This window comes from Achromobacter sp. Marseille-Q0513, assembly GCF_018195695.1.
Taxonomy (GTDB): domain Bacteria; phylum Pseudomonadota; class Gammaproteobacteria; order Burkholderiales; family Burkholderiaceae_B; genus Achromobacter.
Genome location: NZ_JAGTJY010000645.1, coordinates 1 through 333 on the forward strand (window position 1 = coordinate 1; position 333 = coordinate 333).

Here is a 333-nt window from a genome sequence, read left to right on the forward strand (position 1 = left end):
TGCGTGATCAGGCCCGCGCTGCCCGGCGGCGCCACGCCCTGCACGCCGACCACGATCTGGCCGCCGGGCGCCAGCAGCTGGATCGAACCGCCGCCGACGCTGCGCACGCCGGAGGGTCCGAACATCGAGATGCCACCCTCGCGCGCCGCGCCTTCCGGGAACAGCGCCGCGATGGCCTGGCGGCCGCGCAGGTACGAACCCGGACGCGGTCCTTGCAGGTCGTTGTACTCGCGTCCGCCGGCCCGCAGTTCGGCGAAGTACACCGAGCGCAGGAAGGCCTGGCGCAGGGCCAGCGGCAGGGCCTCGAAGCGCGCCAGCACGTCCTGGGCGCTG

1 pseudogene is annotated in these 333 nt (G+C 74.8%); it reads right to left on the bottom strand.

The annotated features are described in order from the left end of the window. Positions 1-333 (bottom strand): annotated as a pseudogene (locus KDH83_RS32135) (hypothetical protein); the annotation flags it as partial.